The organism is Enterocloster aldenensis, assembly GCF_003434055.1.
GTDB classification, from domain to species: domain Bacteria; phylum Bacillota; class Clostridia; order Lachnospirales; family Lachnospiraceae; genus Enterocloster; species Enterocloster aldenensis.
The window spans coordinates 21,846-38,288 of record NZ_QVEX01000009.1 but is presented as its reverse complement, the minus strand read 5'-3'; the positions used below and the strand labels follow the sequence as shown (position 1 = coordinate 38,288).

General features: G+C 49.8%; 13 protein-coding genes. 10 read left to right on the top strand and 3 right to left on the bottom strand.

Annotation, left to right across the window (positions count from 1 at the left end):
- Positions 1-39: 39 nt before the first annotated feature.
- Together DWX59_RS17485 and DWX59_RS17480 are read right to left on the bottom strand one after the other, a co-directional pair.
- The gene (locus DWX59_RS17485; RefSeq protein WP_117560504.1) at positions 40-1,665 is read right to left on the bottom strand and encodes a response regulator; all 1,626 of its coding nucleotides are present in this window, start codon (positions 1,663-1,665) and stop codon (positions 40-42) included.
- 2 nt (positions 1,666-1,667) lie between these two features.
- Positions 1,668-3,392, bottom strand: a complete 1,725-nt coding sequence (locus DWX59_RS17480) for a cache domain-containing sensor histidine kinase (RefSeq protein WP_117560503.1) — start codon at positions 3,390-3,392, stop codon at positions 1,668-1,670.
- A 265-nt stretch (positions 3,393-3,657) separates the two neighbouring features.
- Here DWX59_RS17480 and DWX59_RS17475 point away from each other — a divergent pair, with 265 nt between their 5' ends.
- The 8 genes from DWX59_RS17475 to DWX59_RS17440 all read left to right on the top strand — a co-directional run bounded on the left by DWX59_RS17475 (position 3,658) and on the right by DWX59_RS17440 (position 13,096).
- Positions 3,658-5,055, top strand: a complete 1,398-nt coding sequence (locus DWX59_RS17475; RefSeq protein WP_117560502.1) for an ABC transporter substrate-binding protein — start codon at positions 3,658-3,660, stop codon at positions 5,053-5,055.
- Between the two features lie 35 nt (positions 5,056-5,090).
- Positions 5,091-5,972, top strand: coding sequence for a carbohydrate ABC transporter permease (locus DWX59_RS17470; protein ID WP_117560501.1), 882 nt, complete (start codon positions 5,091-5,093; stop codon positions 5,970-5,972).
- A 14-nt stretch (positions 5,973-5,986) separates the two neighbouring features.
- On the top strand, positions 5,987-6,817 hold the full coding sequence (locus DWX59_RS17465; protein ID WP_117560500.1) for a carbohydrate ABC transporter permease: 831 nt from the start codon (positions 5,987-5,989) through the stop codon (positions 6,815-6,817).
- 10 nt (positions 6,818-6,827) lie between these two features.
- Positions 6,828-8,165 carry an amidohydrolase gene (locus DWX59_RS17460; RefSeq protein ID WP_117560499.1) on the top strand — a complete coding sequence of 446 codons (1,338 nt, stop codon included), beginning with the start codon at positions 6,828-6,830 and terminating at the stop codon, positions 8,163-8,165.
- Between the two features lie 12 nt (positions 8,166-8,177).
- On the top strand, positions 8,178-9,578 hold the full coding sequence (locus DWX59_RS17455; protein WP_202048807.1) for a M24 family metallopeptidase: 1,401 nt from the start codon (positions 8,178-8,180) through the stop codon (positions 9,576-9,578).
- Between the two features lie 387 nt (positions 9,579-9,965).
- Positions 9,966-11,426 (top strand): NAD(P)/FAD-dependent oxidoreductase, encoded by a 1,461-nt coding sequence (locus DWX59_RS17450; RefSeq protein ID WP_117560498.1) that lies wholly within the window; start codon positions 9,966-9,968, stop codon positions 11,424-11,426.
- A gap of 3 nt (positions 11,427-11,429) precedes the next feature.
- Complete coding sequence (locus DWX59_RS17445; RefSeq protein WP_330666060.1) at positions 11,430-12,713, top strand: NAD(P)/FAD-dependent oxidoreductase; 1,284 nt, start codon at positions 11,430-11,432, stop codon at positions 12,711-12,713.
- On the top strand, positions 12,710-13,096 hold the full coding sequence (locus DWX59_RS17440; RefSeq protein WP_117560497.1) for a DUF1667 domain-containing protein: 387 nt from the start codon (positions 12,710-12,712) through the stop codon (positions 13,094-13,096). Before DWX59_RS17445 ends, DWX59_RS17440 begins: the two co-directional genes overlap by 4 nt.
- Before the next feature lie 169 nt (positions 13,097-13,265).
- Here DWX59_RS17440 and DWX59_RS17435 read toward each other — a convergent pair whose 3' ends face one another.
- Entirely contained in the window at positions 13,266-13,949 is a 684-nt protein-coding gene (locus DWX59_RS17435; protein WP_117560496.1) for a GntR family transcriptional regulator, read from the bottom strand.
- Between the two features lie 384 nt (positions 13,950-14,333).
- On the opposite strand from DWX59_RS17435, the gene DWX59_RS17430 reads away from it, so the two are divergent.
- Positions 14,334-15,557, top strand: coding sequence for an ABC transporter substrate-binding protein (locus tag DWX59_RS17430; protein WP_117560495.1), 1,224 nt, complete (start codon positions 14,334-14,336; stop codon positions 15,555-15,557).
- Positions 15,558-15,572: 15 nt separating this feature from the next.
- Positions 15,573-16,439 (top strand): branched-chain amino acid ABC transporter permease, encoded by an 867-nt coding sequence (locus tag DWX59_RS17425; RefSeq protein ID WP_007869751.1) that lies wholly within the window; start codon positions 15,573-15,575, stop codon positions 16,437-16,439.
- The last annotated feature ends 4 nt before the right edge of the window (positions 16,440-16,443 follow it).

Here is a 16,443-nt window from a genome sequence, read left to right as displayed (position 1 = left end):
CCTATCAGATTCCCGCTTTTTCAGACAGCGGATCATCGCTCATTCCTCCCTTTGTCCGGTTTCGTCCGATGGGCCGGACACACGGTATCTGGAGGGCGGCACTCCCCAAAACGATTTAAAACGTTTGGAAAAATAGAATAAATCACTGTAACCGGCCTGTTCTGAAATCTGGGCAATGGACATATCCGTATGTTTCAGCAGGTTCCTGGCATGCTCCATCCTGCATCTGGTGATGTAAGCGGTAAGGGAAATCCCCTGTATTTTGGTAAAACTGCGGCTCAGATAAGAAGGGCTGACAAGCAGTTCTGACGCAATGGTATTAAGACTGAGGCAGGCCTTGGCAAAATCCCGGTCTATTATCTTCTTGGACTGCAGGACCACTTCTTCTATAAAGTGGCGGTCCCCCAGCTCCTGTGCGCTCAGTAAAGCGGAGAAAAGGCGTGCGAAGGTATCCTTTATCTGCTCCAGCCTTAGCCCGGATTGGATTAATTCCGTGCAGGACAGGGAATTCCAGTCATTTTCACTGCTCAGGATATCCAGGTGTTTTTCTGCTGCATGGTGGATGGCCATACCCATCAGGGATACAATTTCGGATTCAAGGGCCTGAATGGGAAACAGGTGCTTTTTCAGCAAAATAAAAATCCGGTCCAGGTTGTGGAGCATAGCGGCTTCCTGTCTGCCGGACAGGTCAAGCCTGAGCCTGTTGTTTAAGGCGGACAGGCTGTCCAGCACCGGGAGGGAGGGCATTAAGACCTGGCTGATGTCAATGGTTTCTCCATAAATGGTGCGGAGCCAGAAAAACTGAAGGCTGTTCTGATAGGCGGCAAGGATATCCCCGGCATTGCCGGAGGCGGATATGGAATAGCCTGACAGTAAGGACAGATGAAAGCGTTCCCTGACTAAGGCCTGCAGCCTGGATGTCAGCTCCTGGCCCGATATGGAGGCAGGGAGATTTTCCAGAAGAATAACGGAACGCCCGTATCCATCCGGGGTAATGAGATAAAAGCAGGCAGGAGCCAGAAGCTGTTCCACACAGTTATTTACAGCCAGACGGTCAGCCTGCTTCTGACCGTCATGCCTGTCATGGCCATTTTTTGATATGGTATCAAGAATCAGGATAAGGTACCGGGAAGAGGGGCGGATACCGTAGGTTTCCAACAGCTCGTTGGCACGGTCCGGGATGTGCCCGGTATAAAGGTTCCGGAAAAAATTCCGCCGCGTTTCCTGTTCGATGGCAGCACTGGTCCATTCCAACTGCAGAAGCGCCTTTGCGCGGCTGCTCTCCCGGTCCAGTTCTGCCTTCAGGGAGGTGATGGCCGCCGTAAGGGTTTCAGGTCTGATTGGCTTAAGGAGATAATCACTGACACCAAATTTCAGAGCCTCCCTGGCATATTCAAAGGTGGCAAAGCCGGTCAGGATGATTACATGGGGACGGGGATGCTTTTCCTCATCCAGAAGCTTCAGAAGGTCCATGCCGCTCTGGCCAGGCATGGAAATATCCAGAAGAATCAGTTCCACTGCGTTGTGCTCCAAAAATTCCATGGCCTGGTATACGTTGGAAGCCTCGCCTGCATATTGGAAATCATAATCCTCCCATGGAATACAGCAGCGGATGTGCCTGCGTATGTAATATTCATCATCAACGATTAAAAAACGATACATCATGCTTATATTCCTTTCATTTTCCTGTGATTGCCGGCTGCCTCTGCGGGAAACAACAGGCAGATGACAGTCCCCCTGCCGGGCTCCGATTCAATGGAAATGGACACCGAGTCCCCAAGATTCAGCCGGAGGCGCTCTTCAATACTGCGGATGCCAAACGAAATACCTGGACGGGAAACGGATTCCCCTGAAAGGCAGTTCAGCTGTTCTTTTGTCATGCCGGCCCCATTGTCAGAAACAGTCAGGCGGATTACATCTGATTCCCGTCTGCATGAGATAAGGATTTTTCCCCGGATTTTTCCCGAGGAAAAGTCCGGGCAGGAGGCAAAGGCATGGATGATGGAGTTTTCCAAAAGCGGCTGCAGGGTGAGCTTTGGAATGCAGCAATCCATCACATCCCCGTCTGCCTCAATATCCCAGGCAAACATTGCAGGGTAACGCTTGTCCATGATATTCATATAACTTTCTGAGATTTCCAGTTCCGCCTTCAGGGAAATGATGGAATCGCCCTGATTTAATACCGCCCGGTAGAACTGGGAGATATCATGGATCATGGAAACAGCAGTGGAGTTCTCTCCGATTGCAACCATGCCGCATAGGTTTTCCAATGTATTGTAAAGAAAATGGGGCCGCATCTGCATTTGGAGATAGGCCACCTCATATTCCTTTTTCCGCTCCTCTGAGGTACGGATCTGTTCCATTAAGTGCTCTGTATTTGCCGCCATCTGGTCAATCTGGCCTGCAAGGGAACCCAGTTCGTCATGAAATGCGGCATGGATCCTGGTGGAGTAATCTCCCTGGGAGAGAAGCCTTACTTTATTTACAATCAGTTCCAAGGGCGCCAGGAAATACCGTGTTGCCTGATGGAATACAAAGAAGGACAGAACCAGCGCGCCAAAGCCAATGAGTATGATGACTGTCACAAGGATATAAGAGTCATGGTAAACGGAGGCCTTGGAGACCAGTGTGGCGGTGGTGGCAGAGAGACGGTCATAAGGCCTGGTAACCATAAGCTGGGAGTCATCCAACATGACCGGGGTTCCTGACAGGGGCGTGGGCGAATAAAGGTCCTCCGGGAACAGCAGTACATAAGCGGCATCTCCTGACAGTTCGGAAGGAAAAAGGCTGGTCACGCTTTTTTCAGCCAATGTCAGGGAAAGGATGCCCCGCAGATGGCCGTTGAGATTATACATCTTTCTGATAAATACAAACTCTGCACATTGTGGATTCCCTTCCCTGGGGATGACATACCAGTGATGGGAATAACCGTCAGAGAGAAAGGTCTCGATTAACTTTTCCTGGCCCGGGGAACTTTTTAAGCTGCTTTCCTCATTGAAGGCCCGGTAAAAGCTTTTTCCGTCATATGTAAAAAATGCCATGGAGTAGATATCCTTCTGGACGCTTAAGAACTCCAGCAGATGGCTGGTGATTGTGGCGGAATAAAGATAGGAATCATAATAACCTGATTGTTTTTGGGATTCATAGGTCTCCTTGTATGCCTCATTCACCACAAAATGAAGGGATGCATTCTCAACACGGTCCAGCAGGGCATCCAGCCGTTCCGATGCCAGGGCTGCCTGCTGTTCCAGGGATGCAACGGATTTTTGCCTCAGCATCCGGTTGCTGATGAAACCGATGCCTGCAGCAATGCAGATGATAATGATAAGGTTGATTGCCATGCAGAATAGGTTGAGGCGGAAACGCAGCGAGGTTCTTTTGAACAGGGTCATTCAAATCTCCTTTCCTGATACAGTATTATCATACTATAATAAAAATAATATTGTCAATTTTCCGGGCTTAACCAGACAAAAAAATACAAAAAGGACAAGAAAGTATAAAAATATTGAGAATAAAGTGGGAGGGGGAAGATAATAAAGGAAAAATACATACATAACTGCAAAAAAATACAAAAAATAGAAAAATGTCTCCATGGCAATGAATCATATAGGTGATAAAATAAATGCAGATAGAAAAAATAAGGAGGAGGAGAAGTAAATGAAACGGGTGATATCATTGGTAGTGGCAGCCGCCATGACAGCAGGTTTTCTGACGGGCTGCGGGTCATCTGGGACCCAGGGGGGAAATGCCAAAACAGAGGCTGTGAAAGAAGAGCCGAAAACAGAGGAATCAAAAGAAATGGACTCAAATGAGGAAAAGCCGAAGGCAGAGGGGGCAGACGGCAAAACAGTAAAGATAACGTATCTATCCAGATTTGTAAATCCGGAGCTGGTCAGGGCTGGTTATTATATTGAAAAGTTAAATCAGTTCCGTGGGGAAAATCCCAATATAGAGATAGAGGATATTTCCATTGGTGACGACTCGGAAGCCTTTAAGGCTAAAATCAATGCCGGGGTTGCTTCGGGAGACCTGCCTGACCTTTTCATTGCCAATAATGGTTTTCCTTTGGACCAGTGGGTTGAAAACGGGCTGGTGGCAGACCTGACTGAGGTGGTGAAATCGCCTGATTGGACAGGTCCGTCGTCCGACGAGATGCTGGAGGCATTTACCTTTGGAGGTAAGGTCTATGGCGTCCCCAATGCGTTAAATACAGGACAGGTATTTGTAAATACCGGCTTGCTGAAAGAACATGGCATTACAGAGGTTCCAAGGACCTGGGAAGAAATTGAGGCCATGGCGCCCGCACTCAATGAGGCAGGAATTGTACCCTTTGGCGTGGCTGCAAAGAGCAAGGCAGAGGTGGGGCGGTTTATCAGCGCGCTGTCCTGTATGATGTACGGCACACAGTTCCGGGATCAGCTGGCAGATGCTTCGATTAAATGGGATGGCGAGGAAGGCATGGCCCTTGCAAAACAGTTTAAGGCCTTTATAGATGAAGGCGTGCTTGACCCGGACGCTGTTTCCTTTGAGGTACAGGACACCATCTCACTGTTTGAACAGAAGCAGGTGGCAATGATGTACACGGCTGCGTATCATTTTGACCGGTTCCAGCAGATGGACTTTTCAGACGATATCGTGTGTGTGAATTTCCCTTCTTTCAGCGACAGGCCTGAAAACAAGGATATCTGGATTGCCAGCGCCAGTGAAGGGTTCATGATTTCTTCAAAACCCGGCACCCCGGAATACGATGCAGCCTGCAGCCTGCTGTCCTTCATGCTTTCAGCAGACACATTTAAGGGATATGCTGAGAGGAACGGCGGCGGTGCGTTCCCTGTGGATTTTGATTTTGATCTTTCCCAGGCCAAGAATGTGGTGGGCAGCTTCATGGAGGAATTTTCTAAGAGGACGGCATCCACGGATGAATTTACGGCGTACCTGAATAATGCCAGCCTGGTGGATACCACCAGATCAGAGTTCCAGTCCCTGTTTGTAGGCAGAAGTCCTGAGGAAGTCTGCAGGACCCTGGCAGAGCAGTATGCCAAGGAAGGGCGGTAGCCTTTCGGGCGCTGTGTGAGGAAAGGAGCTGCCGGATGAAGTTTCGTATAAATGGCAAGAAATATTCGCCGGAAGGGGTACTGCTCCTCCTTCCGGCCCTTCTTCTATATGGGGCAGTCATTGTGTTTCCGGTGTGCAGCACATTCTATACATCCTTTTTTGAATGGAATGGGATTAAGCAGCAGGCCTACCGCTTTGTTGGACTTGAGAACTACAGGACCTTTTTTCATGATTATCAGACAGCCACTGCATTTAAGAATGTGTTCATGCTGGCAGGCACCGGCGTATTCCTGACAATCCCCATTGCATTTTTCCTGGCAACCGTCATCAACCAAAAGTTCAGGGGACTGCGCCTGTTTAAGACATTCTATTTCATGCCTGTGGTCATTAACCGGATTGCCATCAGCCTGATGTTTACATTTATCCTCTATCCCAAGATGGGGCCGGTCACCGTGCTTTTGCGTGAGTTTGGAATCCGAGGCGTTAATATCCTGGGGAATTATGCCACGGCCATGCCGGCGGTATGCCTGATTTATATGTGGTGTGATGCGGGCTTCCAGATGATTGTGTTCTCATCCGGCCTGGCCGCCATACCCGATGAGATTTACGAGGCGGCCCAGATTGACGGGGTAAGCAGCTTTCAAAAGCTGCGTTATATCACAATCCCCATGATGAAGTCCACATTTAAGATTGTATTGGTGTTTGTATTTACCGGGGCATTTAAAATGTTCGACCTGGTGATGGGCCTGACTTCAGGCGGCCCGGGCGGGGCCACTGAGGTCCCCAACACCTTGCTTTACAACAATGCCTTTACATACAGCCGCCTGGGATATGCGGATTCCATTGCAGTGGTGGTGGTCCTTATCTGCCTTGCGTTTTCGTTTGTCGTCAATCTGGTATTCCGTCAAAGGGATTGAGAAAGGATGGGATTATGAAAAAAAGGATAAGGCCGGGAACTGTTCTATACTGGTCGGCAGCAATCATCTGGTTCCTGGCTGCTGCGTTCCCGCTGTATTTTACATTTATATCGTCCTTTAAGGACAACAGCCAGATATTCAGCGCATTCCTGATACCTTCGTTACGGCCGGTTTTTGACAATTATGTAATGGCCCAGAAGATGGCCGGGATTTTAAAGGCCACGGCCAACTCTCTGTTTGTATCCGGCAGCGCCATTGCAATCATGCTGTTATTCTGTACAATGGCAGCCTATGTGACGGCAAGGAAAAGGGTACCTTTCGCATCCGCGGTTTCGGGCCTGTTGATTGCGGCCCTTATGATTCCCATACAGAGCGCCATTGTACCCATTGTACAGATGGTAAGCAGTCTGGGGCTGAAGAACCGCCTGTGGACATTAACCATCATATATGCGGGATTAAATATGGCGCTTGTGTTTTTTATCATGAAAAATTATATTGAGGGAATCCCCTCGGACCTGGATGAGGCTGCAATGATTGACGGCTGCAGTTTGACCAAAATCGTCATGCTGGTCATCATGCCGGTGGCAAAGCCTGCCATGGCAACCTGCGCCATCATCACCTTCCTGTTTACATATAACGAACTGCCCATTGCCAATGTCCTGATTAATGATAAAAGCTTAAGGACCATTTCCGTGGCACTTTTAAGCCTGAAAGGGGATTTTGGGGTATTGTACTCCGTAATATTTGCAGCCATCATGATATCATTGGTTCCCACGGTAACCATCTATCTTCTGGCACAGGAAAAGGTGGAAAAAAGCATTGCAAGCGGTATGGTGAAAGGATAGGGAAAAGAACATGAAATGTGATATTTTGGTTAAGGATTGTACGGTAATGATGCAGGATTACTCTACGCCTGGACATATGGCAGTGGCCATTGACCAATCCATGGTGCTGGAGGTGGGGCCGACAAAGGAGATGGAGGAAAGGTACCAGGGAATCACGGTGCTAGATGGGCGGGGTAAGCTTGTCATGCCGGGCCTTACGGACGGACATACCCATGTATGCCAGCAGCTGCTTAGGGGCAGGATTTCCGATGAGTTCCCCATGATCTGGACCAGGTTCCTGGTACCTTTTGAGAGCAGCCTCACGGAGGAGGATGTGGCTGCCAGCGCCAGGCTTGCATGTCTGCAGATGATAAAATCAGGGACAACCTCCTTTGCGGATGCCGGAGGCACGCACATGGAACAGGTGGCAGAAGTTGTCCTGGAATCCGGAATGAGGGCTTCCCTCACCCGGTCCACCATGGATAAGGGGGAAATGATACCGGCATCCATGAAAGCGCCTGCCAAAACGTGCATCCAGGGCACGGAAGAACTGTACAGGCATTATAACGGAAAAGGGGATGGAAGGCTGGCCATCTGGTTTGGGCTGCGCCAGATTATTTCCTGCTCGGATGAGCTAATCCGCATGACAGGGGCGAGGGCAGCGGAATTAAAGACAGGAATCCATTTACACCTGGCAGAACATAAGGATGAGGTGGTTTACTGTCTGGAACATTACCACCTAAGACCGTTGGAATATCTCCATAAGACGGGGGTACTTGGGGAAAATGTGGTTGCTGCCCACTGTGTGGCGGTAGCGGACAGGGAGATACCCTTGATGGCGTCCAGCGGCATGAAGGTGGTCCACTGTCCCAGGGCGAATTTCTGCTGCCAGGGCATCCCGAAAACGCCCCAGTTTTTAGACCGTGGGGTAACCGTGGGACTGGGGAGCGATGGGGCTGCCAGGGATGATGTGAGTATATTTGAGGAAATGAAAACAATCCGGACCGGGTTATCTGCCGCATGGGGGCTTCCTGTCTTTGACTCCACGGCGCTGCCCAATAAGGATATCCTGAGGATGGCGACCATGGGAGGCGCCGCCGCCATGCAGATGGAGGCGGTAGAGGGAGCTGTGAGGCCAGGGGCGAAGGCGGATCTTATACTCATCCGTACCCATGCCCCCCACCTAGAACCCACCAGCAATCTGGCCTACACCGTGGCGGAAACCGCTTATGGCAGCGATGTCAGTGATTCCATCATCAACGGAAAACTGGTCATGAAGGAAAGGCAGGTGCTGACCCTGGATGAGGAGGCCATACTGGCGAATGCTGGACATAGGATGAAGCAGGTCTATGAGAGGGCCGGGATTTAGGGGGAATCTGGTTTGGAACGGTATGACAAGGAAAACATGGTGTTAAAAAGGGTAAGCCAGCCCAAGGCGGATAGGCTGGAGCCGGTTCCTCTTTCTGATTCCACCATGGAGGAGAGAAGGAAGAACTTACTACGCGCAATGGAAGAGGAACAGATAGACTGCCTTATTATTTATGGGGATTTAGAGCATGGGTCTAATTTTGAATATCTCACCGGCTTCCTTCCCAGGTTTGAGGAGGCCCTGCTGGTAATCCACCGCAAGGATACTGCCTTTTTGCTGTTGGGAAATGAAAACCTGAAAATGGCCCGCCATTCCAGGATACAGGCCCAGCCTGTCCATGTACCGGCATTTTCATTGCCGAACCAGCCCATGGACAGGGGGCTTACAGTCAGGGATGGGCTTATGCAGGCGCGGACAGCAGAGGCAGGGCGGATCGGGGTTGTGGGATGGAAGCTGCTTGAAGAAAAATGCCCTGACCAGGATGGACTTTTTGATGTTCCATACTATATCGTCGACGCGCTGAAAAAGCTGACCGGGGAGAAGACACAGATAATAAATAAAACAGGCATCTTCATCCATCCCGGACATGGAATCCGCACGGTGAATAATTGCAATGAGATAGCCCATTATGAATTTGGTTCAGCCCTTTCCGCCAACTGTGTGCTGGATGCCATGAATCAGTTAGGGCCGGGGAAAACTGAGATGGAGATTGGGAGCAGCCTGAAAATCTGGGGCCAGCCAAACAGCGTGGTGTCAATCAGCGCAGCTGGCGAGCGGTTTCAGGACGCATCCCTTTACCCGGGAAGGAAAAGGATAAAAACAGGTGACAAACTATCCTTAACAACGGGGTTTAAGGGCGGCCTCACCAGCCGGTCCGGGTATGCGGTGAGCTGTAAGGAAGAGCTTCCTGAAGATTCCAGGGATTATCTGGAACGTGTGGCGGCCCCTTACTATGCAGCTATGGCGGCATGGCTGGAGCAGATTAAAATCGGTATGAAGGGAGGAGAAATGTACCGGTTGATAGAAACCGTCCTGCCCAAGGACACATACGGATGGAGCCTGAATCCCGGGCATCTGACTGCGGATGAGGAATGGCTTTCATCTCCCATATGGAAAGATTCCGCCCATCTGCTTAAAAGCGGGATGCTGCTGCAGGCAGACATCATTCCCAGCGTACCCGGTTATGGGGGCGCCGGGGCTGAAAGCGGGATTGCCCTGGCAGATGAGGACTTGAGGAACCAGCTGAAGGAACATTACCCAGAGACGTGGGCACGGATAGAGGAAAGACGGGATTACATAAAGGAAGAATTGGGAATCCTCCTGCACCAGGAAGTGCTGCCCTTATCCTGCCTTACCGGGTATTACCGTCCGTTCATGCTGGACCGGGACCGGGCATTTACGGTTGGCAGATAACATCATATAGGAAAGGCGGAAGCCTTGATACCCATGGCATTGGCTGTATGGCGGTATCAGGGCTTTTTTAAATATTAAGGAGTGTCCTATTGGAAATCTGTCCTGCGGTAAATGATAATATGTCCTATGGAAAATCAGTCCAGTGGATAATGATCATATGCCGTATAGTAAATCAGCCAGTGGAAATATATGTTTCAATAAGATTCATCCCATGAATTTGAAAAAATATATGAATATATATTGACAATCCATTTTATATATGATAAATATAGACTATATTTATAGGATGAATAATGCGGTTTATAGAAAGATGACCCAACATTTAGGGGCTGCATGCAAACAGATCCGGACAGGCCCTAAGTATTAAAACAAGGAGGAAACAGCGGCATGAAACAGCTATATGATGTACTCATTATCGGCGGCGGCGTGGTAGGCAGTGCCATAGCCAGGGAAATGTCCAGATACACCCTGAAAATCGGTGTGCTGGAGAAAAATCTGGACGTATGTTATGAGACCAGCGGACGCAATTCCGGCGTGGTCCACGGAGGGTTTGCCTATGACACCGGGTCCCTTAAGGCCAGGCTCTGTGTGGAGGGGAATAAAAACATGGGACAACTTGCAGAGGAACTGGATTTTAAATTCATCCGCTGCGGGAAAGTGTTGGTAGGCAGCACCGAGGAAGATATGGAGACGCTGAGACGTACCATCAGGCAGGGGGAGGCCAACGGCGCTTCGGGGTTGGAGCTGATTGACAGTAAACGCCTTCATGAGCTGGTACCTGCCGTGGTGGGTGAGTTTGCCATGTTTTCACATAACAGCGGCATTGTGGATCCGTTTAACTACACAATCGCTCTGGCTGAGAATGCACATGCCAATGGGGCGGACTATTTTTTTGACCATGAAGTGACTGCCATTGAACGGGATGCGGATGGGATTTACGCCCTTACAACCCCTCACGGCATATTCCACACCCGCTGGGTGGTCAACAGCGCAGGACTGGGCTGCGGACGTATTTCCGATATGCTGGGAATCAAAGGTTATAAGATCATCGGCTCAAAGGGTGATTATATCATACTGGACAAGAGGACAGGACCCCTCCTTCCCATGCCGGTATATCCGGTGCCAAGCAATACCTATATGGGAATCCATGTGACCAATACCACGGATGGCAATGTGATCATTGGGCCTAATGCGGATATGGTATTTGATTTTACATATTACGGCGTGCCTCAGGAGAATATGGATTACCTTGCAGAGAGCGCGTCCAATCTCTGGCCCTGCATCCGCAGGCAGGATTATATCCGCAATTATTCCGGCATCCTTCCTAAGTGGGTGGACGACAATGGCGCCATCCAGGATTTTAAGATTGAAATCCGTGATGATATTGCGCCGCGGGCCATCAACCTGGTGGGCATTGAGTCCCCCGGCCTGACCGCCGCGGTGCCCATTGCCCGATATGCAATCGGGCTTATGGCAGAGCGGGAGAAGTTAGAACCGAACCCTGACTTTAATCCTGTGCGCAGGGGAATCCCAAGATTTGAGGAGCTGACAAAGGAAGAACAGAACCAGCTGATACTGGAGGACCCGGACTATGGCGAGGTCATATGCCGCTGTGAAAAGGTGACCAGGGCTGAAATCCTTGCCGCGATCCACAACCCCCTGGGCGTGGATACCATGGCAGGCATCAAGTACAGGACCCGCTCCATGATGGGGCGCTGCCAGGGCGGGTACTGCCAGATGCGCATTGCCCAGATGATAGAGGAGGAGCTGGGCAGGAAGGAAACTGAAGTACAATATGCAAGAAAAGGCTCCCGGATGTTTTTCGGCAAAGTCAGGCAGGAGGTGTAGGGCATGGACGGGCAGATGGATAAAAAAACATGCAGTCAGATAAATGGAATCAGAACAGAGGCCGTTGACGTGGTTATCGTAGGTGGCGGCCCTGCGGGGCTGGCGGCTGCAGCAGAACTGTATCATAAGGGAATCCACGATATCCTGATTGTGGAACGTGAAAAACAGCTTGGGGGGATCCTGCGCCAGTGTATCCACGATGGCTTTGGGCTGACCCGCTTTTGCACCACGCTCAGCGGGCCGGAGTATGCCAAGCGCTTCATTGACGAGGTGGAGGAACTGAAAATCCCATACATTACGGATGCGGCCGTGTTGGAAGTAACGGACGCAAAGCTGGTAACCGCTGCCACCCGCGACGGATTAAGGCAGTGGCAGGCCAAATCCGTCATCCTTACCATGGGCTGCCGGGAGAGGACCAGGGGGGCGCTTGGGATTCCCGGAGAACGTCCCACCGGTGTGTTCACGGCAGGTGTTGCCCAGGCGTACATTAACCTTTATAACACCATGCCTGCCAGGGAAGTGGTGATTCTGGGGTCCGGCGATATCGGAATGATCATGGCTAGGCGGCTGACCCTGGAAGGCGCCCATGTACAGGCCGTGTTCGAGATCCAGCCATACCCCAGCGGACTTCCGCGCAACATTGAACAATGCCTTAACGATTATGGCATCCCGCTGTACCTGAGCCACACGGTTACTGCAATCCATGGCGACAAGCGCCTTACGGGCGTGACCATTTCCCGGGTGGATGAGCATTTTAAACCCATTCCGGGCACGGAAAAGGAATACAGCTGCGACACGTTAATCCTTTCAGTGGGACTGATACCGGAAAATGAACTTTCCCTGGATGCAGGCGTTGCCCTGGACGGCAGGACAAAGGGCGCTGTGGTGGATGAATATTTCCAGACCAATGTGCCGGGCATCTTTGCCGCGGGCAATGTGCTCCATGTCCACGACCTGGTGGACTTTGTGTCCATGGAAGCCGAGAACCTGGCTGATTCGGCGGCGGAATATATCAGGGACAAAAGCCTTCCCGACTGTCCGGTTGAGATTAAGACGGACAGGAATATAAACCATACCGTACCTCAGCGCATCAGCGGCACACGTGGATTTAAGCTGTCCATGCGTGTGAACCGTCCCATGAAGGACTGCCGCATTGTTGTGCGCCAGGACGGCGTGGAGATTGCTGCAAAGAAGATGAAAAAAGCCATACCGGCAGAGATGATCCAGATGGAAATCAAGCCGGAGAAACTTAAAACATCCGGAAATCTGGAGGTGTGTGTGGAATGATGAGGGAATTTACATGTATCATCTGCCCCAATGGGTGTGAAATCAGGGCTGAGATAGAAGAAAAAGAGGGCGGCGCAGTGGAAATCCTTTCCATTGAAGGCGCAGCCTGCAAAAAAGGCAACGCCTATGTGGAACAGGAGTTAAAAGACCCCCAGAGGAATATTGCTACTTCTGTCCTTGTCAAAGGAGGGATCCTTCCCTTAACCAGTGTGCGCCTGACAGCGCCAATCCCGAAAGGCCGCATTTTTGATGCCATGGCTGAAATCAGGAAATGCACCCTGACTGCCCCGGTGGAATCAGGAACCGTGGTCATCCATAATCTTTTTGGTTATGATACGGATGTGATTGTGACAAAGGATATACCGGAAAATGCCGAAAAGTAATATATTATATCAAGATAGATATATTAAGATAAATATATTATAAGGGCACACTTCTGGATGTGAACCGATTAGTAAAAAAAGCTTCCCAAAACATACATGCCGGTACGGTACCACGCCGGCATGTATGCTGGGAAGCTTTCTGCATCTTCACATCCAGCTATGTGTTTATCTACAGGAAATAATCCGGGAATTTCTTCTTCAGGATTCCCTGGTCAACCAGGGCGGTGGATATATGCGCCACCATGGCCCTGCCGGCTGCTGCCGGGTCCTTGTCCTTCAAAGCCTTACAGATGGCCACATGTTCGCTGATCACACGGTCGGAGATGGCGATGTGGTAGCTTAGCTTTCTCTGACGGTCAAAGTGGGGCATTACATTCTGCATGGTATCATAGATAAAGGACATGCTGCATATATCATAAAATTCTTTATGGAACGCAATGTCCAGGGAGAGGAATTTCTCAAAATTTTCCCTTGGTCCTCCGGAAGCATAGTCTTTCTGCAGGGTGATTGTGTCATAAAGGTTGTCCAGGTTGCTTTGGGTAACGAGGCCGCAGCTCATCTCTGCCAGGGGACCTTCAATCATCTTACGCATGGTACATACCTGTTCCACAATCTCTGAATTAATTAATGACACGAAAATCCCGCGCTGGGGATAGCTTTCAATCAGCTGTCCGTTGGTAAGGGAGAGGATGGCTTCGCGGACCGGCGTCCTGCTTATATTTAATTCTTTTGATATCTCTACATCTGAAATCTTCTGTCCAGGTTCAAAGTTAAGGTTGATGATCTGGTACAGCAGATACCTTTGCGCGTATTCGCGGGCAGTTTCCCCGGGCTTCTGAGTGAAATTTTCCATATTCAGGTCTCCTTTGGCAGTATATATATATATTAATACCACGATTCGAGTAATATATTAAGTTATATAACTGTTAAATTTTACTTTTCTAGTATATCGTCTTTGCCATCAATCTGTCAAGTAAGACAGAAGGTTGTGATATACAAAAATGTGGTATGTCAATAGGGTGTTAATAAATCTTAACGGTTAAATTGCACAAAAAAATTATGATATTAATGTAAAAAGTAACAAAAGTATTGTTAAAAAAATATTTAATATTGCATTTGTAATTCGGTAGTAGTATATTAACTGCATTAAGATATATTACACCCGTATTAATATATCGTTAAGATTCTTAGCAACAGCATTAAGAAGGTATAAAGATAAGCAGAGGAGGATTAGAACATGAAGAAAAACATGAAAAAAATCTTAGGCGTAACACTGGCGGCATGTATGGTGGCAACCTCACTGGCAGGATGCAGCGGATCCCCGGGCAAGCAGACAACAGCAGCACCGGCAGCAGGAGAGCCAGGGGCAGGACAGGCAGCGCAGTCCACTGCAACCGGAGAGCCCATCAAGGTAGGCGTTTCCAACATGGTGACAGGCCCCATGGCAGCCGGCGGCATCCGTATGAAACAGGCCATTACCATGGCATTTGAAGAGATTAATGCAGACGGCGGCGTACTGGGCGGAAGACCCCTTGAGATGGTCCTGGTAGATGATACAGGAACACCCACAGGCGCTGTTAACGCGGTCAACAAGATCCTGGGCGAGAACGTATCTGTTTCCATTGGACCGCACACTTCCCCAATGGCATCTGCAACCCAGGAACTTTACAGAAAGGCAGGGGTTCCTTTTATCACGGCAGCCACATCACCAAAGCTTCTGGAAGCTGAGAACCCATACTTTTTCCGTATTTCCGTATCCGACGGAGCGGTTGGACCAGCTATGGTGGAGTTTGCAAAGGACAAGTTCGGGGTTAAGAAGATTGGCGCCCTGTATGATACGGACGACTATGGCGTGGCTGCTGACGGGGCAACCAAGCAGTACTGTGCAGACAACGGCATTGAGTATTATTCAGAAGGATTTACCTCCGGCGACAAGGACCTGACCTCCCAGCTTTCCAAGATTAAAGGATGGGGACCGGATGTTGTGTTTGACTTCTCACATGACGCCGAGGCAGCGCTGATTGTACGTCAGTTAGACGAGCTTGGCATGGGCGATATTCCTCATGTCGGACCAAACGCACTTGCACAGTCCCAGACCTATGACCTGTGTGATGCAAAGCAGCTGGAAGGCACCTATGCGTCCACGGATTTCTACGCAGACGAATCCAATGCAGTCATGAAGAAGTTCCTGGATGATTTCCATGCACGCTGGGGCGAGGACGTGGAGAGATACGCAGCCATGTACTATACGGCAGCTTATCTTGCAGCAGACGCCATTGACAGGGCCGGTTCCGACAAACCTGAGGATATCAGGAAGGCACTGTCTGAGACAAAGGATTTCGACGCAGTATTCGGTAAGCTGAACTGCAATGCACAGGGCGAGATGAACACCAACCTGTACATCCTGGAATTTGACGGCGATAAGAATATGAACGTAACACAGCAGATATCCCTTGATTAATAGGAGGTTTTACATATGCAGGTTTTTGTACAGCTGCTTATTACCGGTGTTGCCATGGGCTTTATCTATGCCCTGGTAGGTATTGAGTATACACTTATATGGAATTCAACCGGGCTCCTTAATTTCAGCCATGATAAATTCATTCTCTTTGGCGCCTATATGTTTGCAGGCTCCTATGTATTGAGCTTAGGGCTCCCGCCGGTACTGGCAATCCTGTGCACGGTCCTTACCATGTTCCTGCTTGGTATGGTAAGCGCATTTGCCATATTTAACCCCCTGAGCAGATTATCAACGAATCTATTTGCTGTAATCGGAACCGTCATACTTGGCAGGATCATCACTGAATGCGTACGTCTGATTTGGGGACCGCTGCCATTTACCCTGGACAACTTCCTTAGGGGCTCTTTTCACCTGGGCCCCATCGTGGTGTCCAAGGCGCACATTGTAATCATTGTTGTATGTTCCATCATAACGGCAGGCCTTCAGATTTTCTTTAAGACCACCAAGATGGGCAAGGCCATGCGCTGTGTGTCTGAGAACAAGACAGCCGCGTCCCTGATGGGCATCAACGTTCCCATGAACATTGCATTTACGGTTGGCCTGTCAGCCCTGATCTGCGCAACCATCGGTGTCCTGGTCATACCGATTTTCAACGTAGAGCTGCAGATGTCATCCATGATTGGCCTGAAAGGCTTTGCATCTGGTGTGATTGGCGGGTTCGGATATCTTCCGGGCGCCATTGTAGGCGGCATCCTGCTGGGGGTTGTGGAAATCTTCGGAAGCATGATCATCCCTTCCGTGTATAAGGACTGCCTGTCCTTTGTGCTGCTGATCATCTTCCTGCTGATTAAGCCTTCAGGAATCTTAGGAAACAGGAGATAAGGAG

Excerpts from the sequence above, each read along its gene's own strand:
- DWX59_RS17485 (WP_117560504.1), bottom strand. The coding sequence starts at position 1,665 with ATGATGTATCGTTTTTTAATCGTTGATGATGAATATTACATACGCAGG.
- DWX59_RS17480 (WP_117560503.1), bottom strand. The coding sequence starts at position 3,392 with ATGACCCTGTTCAAAAGAACCTCGCTGCGTTTCCGCCTCAACCTATTC.
- DWX59_RS17475 (WP_117560502.1), top strand. The coding sequence starts at position 3,658 with ATGAAACGGGTGATATCATTGGTAGTGGCAGCCGCCATGACAGCAGGT.
- DWX59_RS17470 (WP_117560501.1), top strand. The coding sequence starts at position 5,091 with ATGAAGTTTCGTATAAATGGCAAGAAATATTCGCCGGAAGGGGTACTG.
- DWX59_RS17465 (WP_117560500.1), top strand. The coding sequence starts at position 5,987 with ATGAAAAAAAGGATAAGGCCGGGAACTGTTCTATACTGGTCGGCAGCA.
- DWX59_RS17460 (WP_117560499.1), top strand. The coding sequence starts at position 6,828 with ATGAAATGTGATATTTTGGTTAAGGATTGTACGGTAATGATGCAGGAT.
- DWX59_RS17450 (WP_117560498.1), top strand. The coding sequence starts at position 9,966 with ATGAAACAGCTATATGATGTACTCATTATCGGCGGCGGCGTGGTAGGC.
- DWX59_RS17445 (WP_330666060.1), top strand. The coding sequence starts at position 11,430 with ATGGACGGGCAGATGGATAAAAAAACATGCAGTCAGATAAATGGAATC.
- DWX59_RS17440 (WP_117560497.1), top strand. The coding sequence starts at position 12,710 with ATGATGAGGGAATTTACATGTATCATCTGCCCCAATGGGTGTGAAATC.
- DWX59_RS17435 (WP_117560496.1), bottom strand. The coding sequence starts at position 13,949 with ATGGAAAATTTCACTCAGAAGCCCGGGGAAACTGCCCGCGAATACGCG.
- DWX59_RS17430 (WP_117560495.1), top strand. The coding sequence starts at position 14,334 with ATGAAGAAAAACATGAAAAAAATCTTAGGCGTAACACTGGCGGCATGT.
- DWX59_RS17425 (WP_007869751.1), top strand. The coding sequence starts at position 15,573 with ATGCAGGTTTTTGTACAGCTGCTTATTACCGGTGTTGCCATGGGCTTT.